Annotated in this window: 14 protein-coding genes; 4 read left to right on the top strand and 10 right to left on the bottom strand. The window is 66.4% G+C overall.

All coding sequences use genetic code 11. The features are described from left to right. Positions 1 to 7: 7 nt before the first annotated feature. Together xerD and EJO69_RS03040 are read right to left on the bottom strand one after the other, a co-directional pair. On the bottom strand, positions 8 to 919 hold the full coding sequence (xerD, locus tag EJO69_RS03035) for a site-specific tyrosine recombinase XerD (RefSeq protein WP_245993736.1): 912 nt from the start codon (positions 917 to 919) through the stop codon (positions 8 to 10). Next, entirely contained in the window at positions 916 to 1,878 is a 963-nt protein-coding gene (locus EJO69_RS03040) for a heme o synthase (protein ID WP_126039069.1), read from the bottom strand. The genes xerD and EJO69_RS03040 overlap by 4 nt, the downstream gene beginning before the upstream one ends. 221 nt (positions 1,879 to 2,099) lie before the next feature. Between EJO69_RS03040 and tkt the strand changes: the two genes are divergently transcribed. From tkt to EJO69_RS03060, 4 genes are read left to right on the top strand one after another with little or no spacing between them, the layout of a single operon-like run. Beyond that, a complete protein-coding gene (tkt, locus tag EJO69_RS03045; RefSeq protein ID WP_245993737.1) occupies positions 2,100 to 4,181 on the top strand; it encodes a transketolase in 2,082 nt (693 codons plus the stop codon). Positions 4,182 to 4,190: 9 nt separating this feature from the next. Further along, positions 4,191 to 5,279 (top strand): transaldolase, encoded by a 1,089-nt coding sequence (gene tal / locus EJO69_RS03050; RefSeq protein WP_126039074.1) that lies wholly within the window; start codon positions 4,191 to 4,193, stop codon positions 5,277 to 5,279. Continuing rightward, positions 5,276 to 6,784, top strand: coding sequence for a glucose-6-phosphate dehydrogenase (zwf, locus tag EJO69_RS03055; RefSeq protein WP_126039076.1), 1,509 nt, complete (start codon positions 5,276 to 5,278; stop codon positions 6,782 to 6,784). Before tal ends, zwf begins: the two co-directional genes overlap by 4 nt. Further along, complete coding sequence (locus EJO69_RS03060; protein WP_126039079.1) at positions 6,785 to 7,717, top strand: glucose-6-phosphate dehydrogenase assembly protein OpcA; 933 nt, start codon at positions 6,785 to 6,787, stop codon at positions 7,715 to 7,717. Positions 7,718 to 8,004: 287 nt separating this feature from the next. Here the strand turns inward: EJO69_RS03060 and secG are convergent, their stop codons facing one another. The 8 genes from secG to uvrC form a co-directional block, all read right to left on the bottom strand. Further along, positions 8,005 to 8,247 (bottom strand): preprotein translocase subunit SecG, encoded by a 243-nt coding sequence (gene secG / locus EJO69_RS03065; protein ID WP_126039082.1) that lies wholly within the window; start codon positions 8,245 to 8,247, stop codon positions 8,005 to 8,007. Positions 8,248 to 8,297: 50 nt separating this feature from the next. Beyond that, a complete protein-coding gene (tpiA, locus tag EJO69_RS03070) occupies positions 8,298 to 9,074 on the bottom strand; it encodes a triose-phosphate isomerase (RefSeq protein WP_211331481.1) in 777 nt (258 codons plus the stop codon). A 2-nt stretch (positions 9,075 to 9,076) separates the two neighbouring features. Then, the gene (locus tag EJO69_RS03075; protein ID WP_126039085.1) at positions 9,077 to 10,267 is read right to left on the bottom strand and encodes a phosphoglycerate kinase; all 1,191 of its coding nucleotides are present in this window, start codon (positions 10,265 to 10,267) and stop codon (positions 9,077 to 9,079) included. 73 nt (positions 10,268 to 10,340) lie between these two features. Beyond that, complete coding sequence (gap, locus tag EJO69_RS03080; protein WP_126039088.1) at positions 10,341 to 11,348, bottom strand: type I glyceraldehyde-3-phosphate dehydrogenase; 1,008 nt, start codon at positions 11,346 to 11,348, stop codon at positions 10,341 to 10,343. 159 nt (positions 11,349 to 11,507) lie between these two features. Beyond that, the gene (gene whiA, locus EJO69_RS03085) at positions 11,508 to 12,506 is read right to left on the bottom strand and encodes a DNA-binding protein WhiA (RefSeq protein ID WP_126039091.1); all 999 of its coding nucleotides are present in this window, start codon (positions 12,504 to 12,506) and stop codon (positions 11,508 to 11,510) included. Positions 12,507 to 12,560: 54 nt separating this feature from the next. Continuing rightward, on the bottom strand, positions 12,561 to 13,541 hold the full coding sequence (locus EJO69_RS03090; RefSeq protein ID WP_126039094.1) for a gluconeogenesis factor YvcK family protein: 981 nt from the start codon (positions 13,539 to 13,541) through the stop codon (positions 12,561 to 12,563). Between the two features lie 2 nt (positions 13,542 to 13,543). Further along, the gene (gene rapZ / locus EJO69_RS03095; RefSeq protein ID WP_126039096.1) at positions 13,544 to 14,479 is read right to left on the bottom strand and encodes an RNase adapter RapZ; all 936 of its coding nucleotides are present in this window, start codon (positions 14,477 to 14,479) and stop codon (positions 13,544 to 13,546) included. A gap of 38 nt (positions 14,480 to 14,517) precedes the next feature. Continuing rightward, positions 14,518 to 16,530: an excinuclease ABC subunit UvrC gene (uvrC, locus tag EJO69_RS03100; protein ID WP_126039098.1), complete on the bottom strand. Its 2,013-nt coding sequence runs from the start codon at positions 16,528 to 16,530 to the stop codon at positions 14,518 to 14,520.

Below are 16,530 nucleotides of genomic sequence, written 5' to 3' on the forward strand. Positions count from 1 at the left end.
TAGCGAATCAATCCCTGCTCCGTGCGCGAGGGTGTGAGATCGCGTATGTCTCGCGCAGAGTCTCGATGGTGACGGCCGTGTAGATCTGTGTGGTCGTCACGGAGGCGTGTCCGAGCAGCTCCTGGACGACACGGATGTCGGCGCCGCCCGACAGCAGATGCGTCGCGTAGGAGTGGCGGAGCGTGTGCGGGGAGATGTGCTCCTCGATGCCGGCACGGGCGGCGGCGTCCTGGATGACGGCCCACGCCGACTGGCGCGACAGGGGCCGGCCGAGAAGATTGAGGAAGAGACGGGGGGTGCCCCGGCCCTTCTGGCCGAGCGCGGGGCGCGCCCGCACGAGGTAGGCGCTCACCGCCTCGACCGCGTAGGAACCGAGGGGCACGATCCGCTCCTTATTGCCCTTGCCGAACAGACGGACCGAGCCGCCCTCTGTGTCGACGTCGTCGACGTCGAGGCTGAGCGCCTCGGTGATGCGGGCGCCGGTGCCATAGAGGAGCTCGATGAGAGCGGCGTCCCGCGGACCGACCGGCGGGTCCTGTGCGCCTGCCGCCTCGATGAGTGCCGTCACCTGCTCGATCGTGATCGGCTTGGGCAGGCGCCTGTCCTGCTTTGGGAGGGTGAGGTCGCGGGCGGGACTGCTCTGCGTCCAACCCTCCGACGTGCAGAAGCGATGGAAGGAGCGGACGGCCGTCAGCGTCCGGGCGATCGAGGAGCGGGAGAGCCCCTCATCCGCCAAGAATTCGGAGAAACCCGCAGCATCGGCGGCGTCGATGTCGTCGAGGGCATCGATGCCGAGGGTCGACAGGTAGGTGAGGTAGCGCTCGAGATCGCGCGAGTAGGCGCTCACCGTGTTGCGGGAGAGCGAGCGCTCGACGGCGATCCAATCGAGGTAGCCCGAGATCGCCCGCTGGACCCTCACACGAGGAAGGGGTCGATCGCGATCGCGAGGAAGACGATCGCCAGGTAGTAGATCGAGCCGTGGAACACCTTCATCGCCTTCGGCCGGCCCAGCTCGGGCTGCCTCGTGTGGCGGTAGAGATCAATGCACGACCAGAGGAACCAGGCTCCCGAGGCGATCGCAGCGATCGAGTACAGCAGTCCCATTGAGGCGATGGGGATGAGCGCGAGCGTGGTGAGGACTGTGAGTCCGCCGTAGAGGACGATGCGGCGGCTGACTGTCACATCGTCGGCGACGGCGCCGAGCATGGGCACGCCCGCCCTGCGGTAGTCCTTCGCGAACTTCATCGACAGCGGCCAGTAGTGCGGCGGGGTCCAGAAGAAGATGATGAGGAAGAGAATGGCGGCCGGCCAGTCGAGTGTGCCCGTCTGTGCGGCCCACGCGATGAGGACCGGCATACAGCCCGCCGCGCCGCCCCAGATGATGTTCTGGTCCGTGCGGCGCTTGAGGATCATCGTATAGAGGACGACGTAGAGGAGGATCGCGACGGCGGCGAGCGCCCCGGCGAGCCAGTTCGTGAAGATCACGAAGCCGACGATCGAGAGGATGCCGATGGCGGTCGCGAAGATCGTGGCGCTGCGCGGCGAGATCTCGCCGGTGACGAGCGGACGCTGCTTCGTGCGGTTCATGACCGCGTCGATGTCCCGATCGAGCACCATGTTGTAGGCGTTGGCCGACCCGGCGGCGAGGTAGCCGAAGAGGACGCAGGAGACGAGGACCTGCCAACTCGGCCATCCGCCCGCTGCGAGGATGACGGTGGGGATCGTCGTCGTCAGCAGAAGCTCGATGATCCTCGGCTTCGTCAGGGCGACATACGCGGCGATCGTCGAGCGCCTCCCGCGATGGGGATGGAGGGGCTGCGGAGTCGTCTCCTCCGATGCCGTTGCTGTCTCCAGGCTGGACGTCGACCGCTGACTCACTCAGACCACCTTTTCGCGAACACTGGTGGCCCACTCTATCGCATGGGCGCCGCTTTCGGCCATATCAAGGAATGCGAGACCACGCCGGGACCTTCGACCCGTCTGCGGATCGTGAGGCCTGCCCCATTCGCCGAAATTTTCGAGATAGAAAGAAGGGCCCAGGCCGGGGCAGTCTAGACTGGAGTCAATCGCCCAACACGATCGCATCACTAGGAGTCATAGTGGATTCTCATACCTTTACCTGGACCGACCTCGATCAGCGAGCAGTCGATACTACGCGAGCCCTTGCTGCCGATGCGGTCCAGAAGGCCGGCAACGGCCACCCGGGCACCGCCATCTCCCTGGCCCCCGCCGCCTACGTCCTGTTCAACAAGGTCATGCGCCACGATCCCGCCGAGCCCCGCTGGGTCGGCCGCGACCGCTTCATCATGTCGGCCGGTCACTCCTCCCTCACGCATTACAACCAGCTCTTCCTGACCGGCTACGGGCTCGAGGTTGAGGACATCGCGGCCCTGCGCTCCTGGGACTCGAAGACCCCCGGCCACCCCGAATACGGCCACACGGACGGCATCGAGATCACGACCGGCCCGCTCGGCCAGGGCCTCGCGTCCTCCGTCGGCTTCGCCTACGCCACCCGCCGCGAGCACGGCCTCTTCGACCCGGAGACCGCTCTCGGCGAGTCGCCGTTCGACCACTTCGTCTACGTCATCGCCGGCGACGGCGACCTGCAGGAGGGCGTCACCTCTGAGGCCTCGTCGCTCGCGGGCACCCAGCGCCTGGGCAACCTCATCGTCATCTGGGACGACAACCGCATCTCGATCGAGGACGACACAAACATCGCCTTCAACGAGGACGTCCTCGCCCGCTACGCCGCGTACGGCTGGCACACCCAGCACGTCGACTGGACCAACGGCGGCGACTACAAGGAGGACCCCGAGGCCCTCTACAACGCAATCCTCGAGGCTCAGAAGGTCACCGACAAGCCGTCGATGATCCGCCTCTCGACGATCATCGCCTGGCCCTCCCCGACCGCGCAGGGCACCGGCGCAGCACACGGCTCCGCACTCGGCGCCGACGAGATCAAGGGCCTCAAGGAGGCCATCGGCTTCGACGTCGACAAGGACTTCCAGGTCGATGATGAGGTTCTCGCCTACACGCGTGAGAACGCCAAGACGCGTGCCGCCGAGGCCCGCCAGTCCTGGCAGCAGCGCTTCGACGCGTGGCGCGAGACCGCCGGCGAGCGCGGCGAGCTGTTCGACCGTCTCGTCAAGGGCGAGCTGCCCGCGGGCTGGGAGGACTCCCTGCCGGTGTTCGGCTCGGACAAGGCTCTCGCCACCCGCGCAGCATCGGGCGCCGTGCTCAACGCACTGGCCCCCGTCCTTCCCGAGCTGTGGGGCGGCTCCGCCGACCTCGCCGGCTCGAACAACACGACGATGAAGGGCGAGGCCTCGTTCCTGCCCGAGGACCGTCAGTCCGAGATGTTCCCCGGCAACATCTTCGGCCGCACCCTCCACTTCGGCATCCGTGAGCACGCGATGGGAGCGATCCTCAACGGCATCGCCCTCCAGGGCATGACCCGCCCCTACGGCGGTACGTTCCTCGTCTTCTCCGACTACATGCGCCCCTCGGTCCGTCTCGCGGCCCTCATGGGAGCCCCGTCGACCTTCGTCTGGTCGCACGACTCCATCGGCGTCGGCGAGGACGGCCCCACGCACCAGCCGATCGAGCACCTGTGGGCGCTCCGTGCGATCCCGGGTCTCGACGTCGTCCGCCCCGCGGACGCCAACGAGACGGCCTACGCGTGGCGCGGCATCATCGAGCGCAACGATCGTCCGGCCGGCCTCATCCTGTCCCGCCAGGGTCTGCCCGTCTACGACCGTGAGAAGTTCGGTTCAGCAGAGGGTGTCCTCAAGGGCGCCTACGTCCTGTCCGAGTCGCCGACGGGTTCCGTCGACGTCGTCCTCATCGCCACCGGCTCCGAGGTCCAGCTCGCCGTCAAGGCACAGGAGACCCTCGCGGCCGATGGTGTCGGTGCGCGCGTCGTCTCGATGCCCTCGCTCGAGTGGTTCAACGAGCAGGACGCGGAGTACCGCAACTCGGTCATCCCGACCGACGTCAAGGCTCGCGTCTCGGTCGAGGCGGGCTCCACCTTCGGCTGGGCCGGCATCGTCGGCGACCACGGCCGCAGCGTCGGCATCGACCACTACGGTGCGTCGGCCGATGGCGCGCTCCTGTTCGAGAAGTTCAACATCACGGCCGAGGCCGTTGTCGAGGCCGCGCGCGAGTCGCTGGCCTCTCTCTGAGGAGGAACGATGACCAACCTGAAGAAGCTCTCCGACGAGGGCGTCTCGATCTGGCTCGATGACCTGTCGAGGTCACGGCTGACGACCGGGAACCTCCAGTCGCTCATCGAAGAGAAGAGCGTCGTCGGCGTGACGACGAACCCGTCCATCTTCCAGGCCGCGATCTCCGCCGGCGACGGCTACGAGGAGCAGCTCGCCTCATTCGCGGGCGGCTCGGCGGAGAAGGCTGTCGAAGCGATGACGACGGACGACGTCCGCGCCGCCTGCGATCTGTTCGCCGAGATCTACTCGGCGACGGGCGGCGAGGACGGCCGGGTATCGATCGAGGTCGACCCGCGTCTCGCGCGGGAGACGGACGCGACGGTCGAACAGGCGAAGAGCCTGTGGGAGATCGTCGATCGTCCGAACGCCCTCATCAAGATCCCGGCGACACCGGAGGGCCTGCCGGCGATCACGCAGACGATCGCCGCCGGCATCTCCGTCAACGTCACGCTCATCTTCTCGCTCGATCGCTACCGTGCGGTCGCCGAGGCCTACATCGATGGACTTGAGCAGGCCGCTGAAGCGGGCATCGACCTCAGCACCATCCACTCGGTCGCCTCCGTCTTCATCTCGCGCATCGACGCGGAGGTCGACAAGAGGCTCGAGGAGGTCGGCGGCGATGCCCTCGACCTGCGCGGCAAGGTGGCACTCGCCAACGCTCGCCTCATGTTCGAGGCGTACGAGGAGATCTTCTCCTCGCCCCGCTTCACGCACCTCGCGGAGCAGGGCGCGAACAGGCAGCGTCCCCTGTGGGCGTCGACGGGAACGAAGAACCCCGACTACTCCCCCACCCTCTACGTCGACGAGCTCGTGACCCGCGGCGTCGTCAACACCATGCCGGAGGCGACGCTCAACGCCGCCTTCGACGGTTCCGTCCTCCGGGGCGATACGGTCCGCGGCGGTTATGACGAGGCCCGAACGGTCCTCGCTGACCTCGCCCGGGCCGGCATCAGCCTGGCCGATGTGACCGATAAGCTCGAAGAGGAGGGCGTCGCCAAGTTCGAAGAGTCCTGGAACTCGCTTCTCGAGACCGTTAAGGACAAACTGGACTCGTGACCAATCCACTTCGGCACGCCGAAGATCGCCGACTGCCGAAGATCGCGGGGCCCTCGGGCCTCGTGCTCTTCGGCATCACCGGTGATCTCTCGCAGCGCAAAGTCCTGCCCGCACTCTATGACCTCGCCTCACACGGGCTCCTGCCTCCCTCGTTCGCGATCACCGCGGTGGCGAGGAAGCTGCGGGAGCCGTTGGCCGACATCGTCGAACGGGCGGTGCGCGACAACGCGCAGACGCCATTCAACGAGCGGGTCTTCGCCCAGTTCATCTCCGGCCTTGAGGCCGTTGAAGGGCAGTACGACGACCCGGACACGTTCAAGCGCCTCGCAGAGCGCCTGAGGTACCTCGACAGCCATCACGGCACGGGCGGCAACCACGCCTTCTACCTGGCGGTGCCCCCGGACCTCTTCGAGACGGTGCTGACCCAGCTCGGCAGCGCGGGACTGGCAGACACGGCGGAGGGGTGGCGACGGGTCGTCATCGAGAAGCCGTTCGGGCACAACCTCGAGTCGTCGAGGGAGCTCAACGATCTTGTGACGAAGGTCTTCGATCCGAAGGATGTCTTCCGGATCGACCATTACCTCGGCAAGGAGACTGTCCAGAACCTCATGAGCCTGCGGTTCTCGAACGAGCTGTACGAGCCGCTGTGGAACTCCGACCACATCGACCACGTCCAGATCACGATGGCCGAGAACATCGGCATCGGCAGCCGCGCCGGCTACTACGACGGTGTCGGGTCCGCGAAGGACGTCATCCAGAACCACCTCCTTCAGCTCCTTGCGCTGACGGCGATGGAGGAGCCGGTCACCTTCAGCCCGGACGACCTGCGCCAGGAGAAGGAGAAGGTCCTCGCGGCCCTCGACTTCTTCGGTCCGATCGAGGAATCGGCCGTGCGGGCGCAGTACGCGGAGGGCTGGCAGGGCGGCAGGTTCGTCAAGGCCTACCTCGACGAGGACAACATCGACCCCGATTCGAAGACGGATACGTACGCCGCGCTGCGACTCGCCGTCCGGACGCGCCGCTGGAACGGGGTCCCGTTCTATGTCCGCACCGGCAAGCGCCTCGCACGCCGCGTCACCGAGATCGCGATCGTGTTCAAGAAGCCCAGCTTCCTCCCCTTTGAGCCGAGGGTCACCTCTGGCCAGGAGAACAACACGCTCGTCATCAGGATCCAGCCGGATGAAGGGGTGACCTTCAGGTTCGGGGTCAAGATCCCGGGCCAGACATTCAAGGTCCGCGACGTGACGATGGACTTCTCATACGGTCACGCCTTCACCGAATACACGCCTGAGGCCTACGAGCGCCTCATCCTCGACGTCCTGCTCGGCGAGCCTCCGCTGTTCCCTCAGCAGAAAGAGGTTGAGGAGTCGTGGAAGATCCTCGACAGGGCCTTCGCCCACTGGGACACGCTCGACACAATCGACACCTACGCGCCCGGGTCGTGGGGCCCGGCATCGTCCGATGCGATGCTGGCCCGCGACGGCCGCACCTGGAGGAGGGCCTAGATGATCCTGCATCTGTCATCGACCACGTCTGCCGATGTCGCAGCCGAGCTCGATTCCCTTCGGGATAAGTCCGGGTCCGTTGCGCTCGGCAAGGTCCTCACCCTCATCGTCGTCGCCCGCAACAACGAGTCGATCGAGGCCGCGCTCGATGCGGCGGATGGCGCCTCGCTCTCCCACCCCTGCCGCATCATCGCCTACCTGCCCGACCGCCAGCCGGACGCACACGAGGCGACCCTGTCGGCTGAGCTCCGGGTAGGCGGCGAGGCAGGCGTCTCCGAGGTCATCATCCTCCGCCCCGAGGGCGGGGCCGGTATCGAGCCGGCCTCCCTGCTCCTTCCCCTCCTCCTGCCCGACACCCCGGTCGTCGTGTGGTGGAGCGAGGATGCGCCGGCGAACCCGGCGAAGGACCCGATCGGGCAGCTGGCCCAGCGGCGGATCTCGAACTCGATCGCCAACACGAACCCCGTTCCGGTGCTCAAGGAGCTGGCGAAGAACTACACGCCCGGCGACACGGACATGAGCTGGGCGGGGTGCACGCTGTGGCGCGGCTACCTGGCAGCCATGCTCGACGAGCCGCCCTACGAGCCGGTCGAGGCCGTCGCCGTCCAGGGCTCACTCGAGCACGCGTCAACCTACCTCATCTCCGCATGGCTTGCCCTGCGCCTCGACGTGCCGGTCTCCATCAGCAACTCCGAGGGCTATGGGCTTGAGAAGGTGACGATGAAGAGAGCCTCCGGCGATCTCATCCTGCACCGCAGGGTCGGCGAGACGACGGCCCTCCTCCAGCGGCCCGGCCGCCAGGATCAGCGGGTCAATCTTGAGACTCGCACCCAGGAGCATCGCCTCATCGAGGAGCTCCAGCGTCTCGACCCCGACGTCGCCTACGGCCACGTCCTCGAGGCAGTCGGCAGCGGCGTCATCGACGGCTGCTGACCAGACGTTCGGCGGCGGATGGGAGTGTTCCTGTCCGCCGCCGATCTGTATCTGACCGCTCAGTCGACAGAGGCGCTCAGGCGCATGGAGGTTCAGGGGACCCAGGAGTCCCCGTGGGCCACGTCGACGGACTCGAGGTGTCGGCGCCCTGTCTCTGCGGCGGACCGGGTGGTGGACCGCTCCTCCCCCGCTCCGATGCGCCGCCGGGCTGCTATGGGCACGGGGCGAGGCGGCATGAAAAAGCTCCTCCCGGGCGGGGCCCGGGAGGAGCTGAAGGCTTGCGCCGTCTACGCGAACTTGACGATGAGTCCGTAGAGGATGACGCAGACACCCCATGTCACTGCAATGCCGACGGTGATGCGGTTGAGGTTCCGCTCAGCAACGCCCGACGACCGCATGGCTGTCGACATGCCGCCGCCGAACATATCGGAGACGCCGCCGCCCTTGCCCTTGTGGAGCAGGATGGAGAGTACAAGCAGGAGTGATGAGATCACCAGCAGAATGGTGACGATCAATTTGATGATGTCCACGATGTCCTTTCGGTCCGTCGTCCAGTCTAGAGGAGCGGGTCGGTCTCGACCTAACCCTTGAAGCGGACAATCTTCGCGAACTCGTCAGCCTTGAGAGCCGCGCCACCGACGAGCGCGCCGTCGACGTCCTTCTCTGCCATGATGTCCGCGATGTTGTCCGACTTGACCGACCCGCCGTAGAGGATGCGGACGGCGTCCGCAGTCTCCTGGTCGTACAGCTCGGCGATCTTCTCACGGATCGCTCCGCAGACCTCCTGAGCGTCGGCGGGCGTGGCGACCTCGCCGGTGCCGATGGCCCAGACGGGCTCATAGGCGATGACGAGATTCTCGACGTTCTCAGCCTTGATGTCCTTGAGCGCACCCTCGACCTGGGCGAGCGTGTACGCGACCTGGTCACCGGCCTTACGGATATCGAGACCCTCACCGACGCAGACGATGGGCGTGAGGCCCGCCGCGATCGCCTTGACGGTCTTCGCGTTGACGAGCTCATCGGACTCGTCGTGGTACTCGCGACGCTCCGAGTGGCCGAGCACGACGTACGTGCAGCCGAGCGCGGTCAGCATCGACGCCGAGATCTCGCCCGTGTAGGCGCCGCCATCGTGGGCGGACATGTCCTGAGCGCCGTAGCCGATCTCGAGCTTGTCGGCGTCGACGACGGTCTGGACGGTGCGCAGGTCCGTGAACGGCGGGCAGACGACAACCTCGACGTCTGCGTAGTCGTGCTTCATATCTTTCAGTGTCCAGGCGAGCTTCTGAACGAGCTGATTCGCCTCAAGGTGATTGAGGTTCATCTTCCAGTTGCCTGCCATGAGCGGCGTGCGTGCCATGATCAACCCTCCAGGATCGAGATGCCCGGCAGGATCTTGCCCTCGAGGAACTCGAGGGAAGCGCCACCGCCGGTGGAAATGTGGGAGAAGGTCGCCTCATCGAATCCGAGAGTGCGAACTGCGGCTGCGGAGTCTCCGCCGCCGACGATGGTGTAGCCCGACGCGTCGGACATGGCCTGGGCGACGGCTTTCGTGCCGCCCGAGAAGGCCTCGAACTCGAAGACGCCCATGGGGCCGTTCCAGACGATCGTCTTCGCATCGGCGATCTTCGAGGCATAGAGCTCGGCCGACTTCGGGCCGATGTCGAGGCCCATCTGATCATCCGGGATGGAGTCCGCGTCGACGGCGGTCGCGGGTGCGTCCGCCTTGAACTCGGGAGCGACGACAACGTCGACGGGCAGGACGATCTCGACACCGCGCTCTTCGGCGGTCTTGAGGTAGCCCTTGACGGTCTCGACCTGATCCTCCTCGAGGAGGGAGGAGCCGACACCGTGGCCCTGCGCCTCGAGGAACGTGAACGCCATGCCGCCGCCGATGAGGAGGCGGTCGGCCTTCTCGAGGAGGTTCTTGATGACACCGAGCTTGTCGGACACCTTCGAGCCACCGAGGATGACGACGTAGGGGCGCTCGGGGTTGTCGGTTGCCTTCGAGAGGCTGTCGATCTCCTTGAAGACGAGCTCGCCGGCTGCCGAGGGCAGCTTCTGGGCGATGTCGTAGACGGAGGCCTGCTTGCGGTGGACGACGCCGAAGCCGTCCGAGACAAACAGGTCGGCGAGGCTGGCGTATTCGTCCGCGAGGGCGGCGCGCTCAGCATCGTCCTTCGAGGTCTCGCGAGCATCGAAGCGCACGTTCTCGACGAGGGCGATCTGGCCGTCCTTCAGTTCGGAGGCGACCTTCTTCGCGCTCTCGCCGACGGTGTCCTCAGCAAGGACGACGTCGTGGCCGACGAGCTCACCGAGACGCTTGGCGACGGGGGCGAGGGAGTACTTCGGATCCGGCTCGCCCTTCGGGCGGCCGAGGTGGGCCATGACGAGGACCTTCGCGCCGGCCTCGGCGAGCCGGGTCAGGGTCGGCAGTGCAGCGCGGATGCGGCCATCATCAGTGATGGTGTCCCCGTCGAGCGGCACGTTGAAATCGGAGCGGACAAGGACAACCTTGCCGCGGACATCCCCAAGGGAGTCAAGAGTCTTCATGTTCTTCCTTCCAAGAAAGACGCCCGCGCCCCGAGTGTGGGTGCGCGGGCGTCAGTTCTTCACTACCTGATGATCAGAGCTTCTCGCCGATGAGGACGGTGAGGTCGACGACGCGGTTGGCGTAGCCCCACTCGTTGTCGTACCAGGAGACAACCTTGACCTGATCGCCGATGACCTTGGTGAGGCCCGAGTCGAAGATCGAGGAGGCCGGGTCGCCGGCGATGTCCTGCGAGACGATCGGATCCTCGGTGTAGACGAGGATGCCCTTGAGGTCCTCATCCTGCGAGCGACGCTTGACCGCAGCGTTGACGGCCTCGACAGAGACCTCCTTCTCTGCGGTGAAGGTGAGGTCGGTGGCGGAGCCGGTCGGGACCGGGACGCGGAGGGCGTAGCCGTCGAACTTGCCCTTGAGCTCGGGGAGCACGAGAGCGACAGCCTGGGCTGCACCCGTCGAGGTCGGGATGATGTTCATCGCTGCTGCGCGGGCGCGGCGGAGGTCCTTGTGGGGGCCATCCTGCAGGTTCTGGTCAGCGGTGTAGGCGTGGACCGTGGTCATGAGGCCGCGGACGATGCCGAACTCTTCGTGGAGAACCTTCGCGAGCGGCGCGAGGCAGTTCGTCGTGCACGACGCGTTCGAGACGATGTTGTGGTTCTGGGGGTCGTAATCCTTCTCGTTGACACCCATGACGAACGTGGCATCCACGTTCTTGCCGGGGGCCGAGAGGATGACCTTCTTGGCGCCTGCCTCGATGTGGGCCTTGGCGGCGTTGCCGTCGGTGAAGCGACCGGTCGACTCGATGACGATGTCGACGTTCAGCTCGCCCCACGGAAGCTTGGCGGGGTCGCGCTCCTCGAGAGCCTTGAAGGTCATGGTGCCGACGGTGATGGTGTCACCGGAGGCGGAGACGTCCTGCTTGAGAACGCCGAGGATCGAGTCGTACTTGAGCAGGTGTGCAAGCGTGTCGTTGTCGGTCAGGTCATTGACGGCCACGATCTCGATATCAGCACCCGTCTCGAGCACTGCGCGTGTGAAGTTGCGGCCGATGCGGCCAAATCCATTGATACCAACGCGAATAGTCACTCTATTCCTCCTCATGCGCCACTGCTCAGCGCACATATTTTGATATAGGTGTGGGGAAGCAAACCGCTTCGTCCTTCACGGTCGACGTAGGTCGGCCGATCCAGGTTTCAGTATACAAGCCTTGGGGTGTTTCCATACGGGACAGAGGGAATTGGTGAACTATTTCTCCCCCGGCGAAGGTCGCCTGCGGCGCCGTTCGTTCACCGCATCCAAAGTCGACGGAATGCCCAGTTCTGCCGCCCTCTTATCGGCCATCGTATTGAGCCTGCGGAGCCGTCCCGCGACGGCATCCTTCGTCGCAACGGGGCTCATCCTCTCCCCGAGAAGATTCAGGGAATCCTCAGGATATTGAATGCGGAACTCGCCCGCCTCCCTCAGGTTGTCCGGAAGATCGTCGCCGAGGATCTCGAAGGCGCGCCTGACACGGATGACGGCGACAACGGCGGCGTCGGCGCTGCGGCGCATGTTCGCGTCGTCGAAGTTCGCCAGTCTGTTGGCCGTGCCGGTCACCTCTCGCTCAGTGCGCAGCTCCTCCCAGCGGATGACGGCGTCATTCGCCCCCATGCGGGTGAGCATGGCGGCGATCGCATCCCCTTCGCGAATATCGACCCGATGCGCGCCCCTCGATTCGCGGGCGCGGTAGGGGATACCGAGTCGACGGGCGAGCCCGCCGAGTGCGTAGGCGGACTCGAGGCCCGGGCAGATCACCTCGAGGGCGGCGTTCCGGCCCGGCTCGAGGAGCGCGCCGCGGGCGAGGAAGGCGCCGCGCCACGCCGCGGCGGCGTCGGCCTTTGACCCGCCGATGATCGAGGGCGGCAGGCCGCGCACCGGGCGCCCGTAGGTGTCGATGAGACCGATGCGGCGGGAGATCCGCTCGCCGTCCCGACCGATCCGGACCACGTAATGATGTGCCCCGCGAGCCCCGCTGGAGACGGTGTGGAGCTCCGGATCGACGCGGAAGGTGCGGTTGACGAGGTCACGGAGACGACGGGCGGTCCCGGCATGGCCGAGCTCGGCCTGGAGCGTGACTCGGCCAGAGTTGATGTGGATCCCGCCGGCGAAGCGAAAAACGGTCGCGATCTCGGCGACGGCTGCAGACGCCATGCTGGCTTCGACTCCAACCAGCTCATCTTTCACACTTGCGGTGAGGGCAGACATTCCTCTGGTCAATCCTTTGCTTGAGGGATAGGTGCCCAGGAGGGCTCAGCCATCTTACCGCTTCTGCTGACTGCGCGACTGGCCAACGTCGTGCATCGTCCCCTCGAACGCGTCGCGCAGTGCCGCCGCGAATCGCAGGGGGTCATGGACAGCCGGATTATCCGCCGTATGGATCTGGCGCAGAATCAGGCCGGCATCAATGGCCGAGACGGCCTCGTCGAGCGATCCGAGATCGTCGATCGCGGTCGGATCCGCGATGACGACGTTCGGCGCGAGCCCCTCCGAGTGTGCGAGAAAACTCCGAATGTGGTCCGCATGCTCCATGTCCGACGTCTCCGTGTCAGAGGTGAGATTGAGCGCGAGAAGGATCTTCGCAGGGCTCGCCGCCAGGGCCTGTCGGATATCGGGGAGCATGAGGTGCGGGATGACGGATGTGTACCAGGAACCGGGGCCGAACACCGCCCAATCCGCGTTCGCGATCGCGTCGAGGACGGCAGGATGCGCTGTCGCGTCCTGCGGTATGAGTCGCAGGCTCTCAAGCCTGCCGGGCGCGACCGCGACCTTCGACTGTCCGCGGACGATCTTCTTGTGCCCCGACTCGTCGAACTCCGCCTCGATGTCCATCGGCTGGTCACTCATCGGGAGCACTCGGCCGTGAACGCCGAGCAGACGACCGACGAAGTCAAGCCCCTCCGCATTGTCACCAAGGAGGCTCCACACGGACGCGATGAGGAGATTGCCGGTCGCATGATTGTTGAGGGGGCCGTCGGTGGCGTAGCGGTGCTGGAGGACGTCGCGCCACATCTGGCCCCACTCCCCGTCGTCGCACAGCGCCGACAGCGCCATCCGCAGGTCGCCGGGCGGGAGGATGCCGAGCTCGGACCGGAGGCGGCCCGAAGAGCCGCCATCATCGGCGACCGTGACGACGGCGGTGAGATTGCCGGTCACGTGACGGAGGGCGGACAGGGTGGCATAGAGGCCGTGGCCACCACCGAAGGCGACAACGTGGGGCCCGCGGGAGCCGGTCGGCAGCATCGTCACTCCCGTCCGAGATCGCGGTGGACGGTGACGGCGCGCGAGCCGCGCCTGCGCAGACCCTCGGCGATCCGCTCGGAGAGCGCGACGCTGCGGTGCTTCCCGCCCGTACATCCGACCGCAATCGTCACTGTCGGCTTGAGCTCGCGCTCATACCCCTCGAGAACGGAGGCGATGAGGTCGACGTACCTATCGACGAATTCGGTGACCCCATCCTGGGCCAGGACGTATTCCTGGACGGGGGCATCGTGCCCTGTCAGATTGCGCAGCTCGCCGATCCAGTAGGGATTGGAGATGAAGCGGACATCGACGACATGGTCGGCATCGAGCGGAAGCCCGTACTTGAAGCCGAAGGACATGACCGTCACCCGGGTGGCGAGCTCGCCCTCGGCGGCGACGAGGGTGCGCACCTGGCGCGCGAGGTCGTGGACCGACATGTCGGACGTGTCGATGATCGTGTCCGCGCGCCCGCGCAGCGCGGTGAGCATTTTTCGCTCCTCATGGACGGCATCGAGCAGCCTGCCCTCCTCCTGCAGCGGGTGGGGCCGGCGGACCGATTCGTAGCGCTGGACAAGGACGTCATCATCGGCGTCGAGGAAGATGATGCGGTGGTCCACACCTGAGGTCTTGAGATCATCGAGCACGGTCAGCAGCTCGGCAAAGAACTCCCGACCGCGCACGTCCGCGACGACGGCGACCCGGCGGGCCCCGCCGACGGGCGACATGAGGCCGGTGAGCGCCTTGAGGAGGCGGGGAGGCAGATTATCGACAACGTACCAGTCGAGATCCTCGAGCACGGCGGCCGTGCGGCTCTTGCCGGCTCCTGACATTCCCGTGATGACGACGAGCTCAGGGGCCTGCGGCTCGGGGGCCACGGCCTGCGCCTCCGCTCCGGGAACCCATGCGGGGAACGAATCCGTCTGGTCGATGTCTCTCATGTGCCTATCGTGCCAGGTTTGGTCGCGCTTCGGCACGCTCACGGCGCCTGATCTGCCCCGTCCTCGCCGCTCGGGTGGAAGTGGTCGTGGATCCTGGCGGCGAAGGCAGGGCCGATGCCGGGGGCTGTCGCCAGCTCCTCGACAGTTGCCGACCGGATCTTCGCCACCGTGCCGAAGCGCTCGAGCAGCGCAGTCTGCTTGGCCGGACCCAGCCCCGGGACGGCGTCGAGCTGGGAGCGCGTCATCGCCTTCGACCGGCGTTTGCGGTGGTGGGAGATCGCGAATCGGTGCGATTCGTCGCGCAGGTGCTGGAGCAGATGGAGGGAGGCGGAGCTGCGGGGGAAGATGACCGGGAAGTCATCCCCGGGCACCCAGACCTCCTCAAGCCGCTTCGCGAGCCCGACCACGGCGACATCGACGCCGAGCTCGTCGACAACACTCTGCGCCGCGTTGACCTGCGGGAGTCCACCGTCGACGACGATGAGGTGCGGGCGGTACGCGAATCTCTTGACCCGGCCCGTGTCTGGATCGATCGCGCCGGATGTCGCGTCCTCATCGACATCGCGCGATCCCTCGACGACCCGGGCAAGGCGCCTGCGCAGCACCTCGTCCATCGCCGCCGTGTCGTCGCGGGCGCCGTCGCCGTTCTCGCCGCGGATGATGAAGTGGCGGTAGTCAGACTTGCGGGGCATGCCGTCCTCGAAGACGACCATCGAGGCGACCTGATGGGTGCCCTGCGTGTGGGAGACATCGAAGCATTCGATGCGGAGGGGGGCCGTCTCCATGCCGAGAACGTCTCGGAGATCCTCGAGCGCTTTCGCGCGCTGCGTGAGGTCACCGGAGCGCTTAATCTTGGCGCGGGCAAGCGCCTGCCGCGCGTTTTCGTGGACGGTCTCGGCGAGCCTGCGCTTGTCGCCGCGCTGGGCCACGTGGAGGTTGATGCGGGCCCCGCGCCGCTCCTCCAGCCACGACTGGAGAGCATCCCCATCATCGGGCATGACCGGAACGATGATCTCGCGCGGGATCGCCGTCGTCGGCGTATGTGTGCGGTCATCGACGGACCGGGCCTGGCCCTCGGGGAGGTCCCGAGAGCCCCGCAGGAGCCTGTTCTCTCCCTGCTCGCCGTAGACCTGCAGGAGCAGGGCGGTCATGAGCCCCGCATCATCGAGATTCTCCACCCGCTCCGTCACCCACCCGCGCTGGCCGCGGATACGCCCGCCCCGCACATGGAAGACCTGGACCGACGCCTCAAGCTCATCGGCCACGAGGCCGAAGACATCGACGTCCGTCCGATCGGGGAGGACGACCGCGTTCTGTTCGACGACGCGCTTGAGGGCCTCGACGTCGTCCCGCAGCCGTGCCGCGCGCTCGAAGTCGAGCCCGGAGGCCGCCTCCCTCATCTCCTTCTCACGGGCACGGATGTGCCGGCCGGTGTCGCCGTCGAGGAAGCCGCACAGCTCGAGCGCGAGATCTCGGTGGTCCTCGGCGCTGATCCGCCCCACGCAGGGGGCTGAACACTTATCGATGTAGCCGAGCAGGCACGGCCTGCCGGACCGCTCCGCCTGCCGGAACACGCCCGGCGAGCAGGTCCGCACGGGGAAGGTGTGGAGGAGCGAATCGAGCGTGTGGCGGATCGCCCAGACCTGCGTGTACGGGCCGAAGTAGCGGTTGCCGCGCCGGTGGGCGTTCCTCGTGATCATCGCCCGCGGGTGCTTCTCCGACATCGTGACAGCCAGATACGGGTACGACTTGTCGTCGCGGTACATGACGTTGAACCGCGGGTCGAACTCCTTGATCCACTGGTACTCGAGCGTGAGTGCCTCGACCTCGGTATTGAGCACGACCCATTCGACCCGCCCCGCCGAGGTCACCATCTGGGCGGTGCGCGGGTGCAGCAGGGCAACGTCCTGGAAGTAGGAGACGAGGCGCTGGCGCAGGTTCTTCGCCTTGCCGACGTAGATGACCCGGTCATCCTCGTCGATGAAGCGATAGACACCCGGATCGGTTGGGATGTCAGATGTCTTGGGACGGTATGTGGAGGGGTCTGCCAT

It is taken from the genome of Flaviflexus salsibiostraticola (genome assembly GCF_003952265.1).
GTDB classification, from domain to species: Bacteria; Actinomycetota; Actinomycetes; order Actinomycetales; family Actinomycetaceae; genus Flaviflexus; species Flaviflexus salsibiostraticola.